Source organism: Pseudomonas sp. SIMBA_068 (genome assembly GCF_046534705.1).
GTDB classification, from domain to species: Bacteria; Pseudomonadota; Gammaproteobacteria; order Pseudomonadales; family Pseudomonadaceae; genus Aquipseudomonas; species Aquipseudomonas putida.
In genome coordinates, this window is the sequence record NZ_JAWRYI010000040.1 from 1 (window position 1) to 620 (window position 620).

Consider the following 620-nt stretch of genomic DNA (forward strand, 5'->3'; position numbering starts at 1 on the left):
GCCATGAAACCTGCAGACTGCTCGTGACGGGTCAGTACCAGCTTGATCTTCGACTTGCGCAGGGATTCGAGCAGGTCAAGGTTTTCTTCACCGGGAATGCCGAATACATATTCGACACCTTCGTTTTCCAGGCATTGCACAACGACATCGGCGGCCTTGGCCATCTTGCTTGCTACCTCAAGTGATGGGACGGTGGAAGTCCAGAAATGCGCAGCACGGTACGCTGGCATCGCTCGGTCCAGGGGTAGAAATGCCCTGAATCAAAGTCTTGACGTAGGATGGGCGTGGGAAAGTCACGTTAATGTAACTGCAATATTGTCGCAGTGCTGCGCTGGCGCCGTTGTAGAAGCAACAGTCTTGCTCAGGCTTTGAAAGCGCGCTCGTCTAGTATTCTGGCTCGAATTGTGGGGGGGGCGACGTACCACAGATCCCTGTAGGAGCAGCCTTGAGCTGCGAAGAGGCCATTGCAGCCGAAGATAATCTTTAGCCTTACCGGCCTCTTCGCAGCACAAGGCTGCTCCTACAGGGGGGCGGGCAGGACTAGGGATATTTGCGCCGCAAAGACAAAACCCCTACCTGCATGTGCAGATAGGGGTTTTGCGAAATGAATCTTGACGATG

At 54.4% G+C, this 620-nt stretch carries 1 protein-coding gene; it reads right to left on the minus strand.

What is annotated here, in order from left to right; all coding sequences use genetic code 11:
• On the minus strand, window positions 1-164 hold a 164-nt coding region (locus SB756_RS28035), incomplete at its 3' end, for a thiamine pyrophosphate-binding protein (protein ID WP_410912707.1).
• Window positions 165-620: the final 456 nt, after the last annotated feature.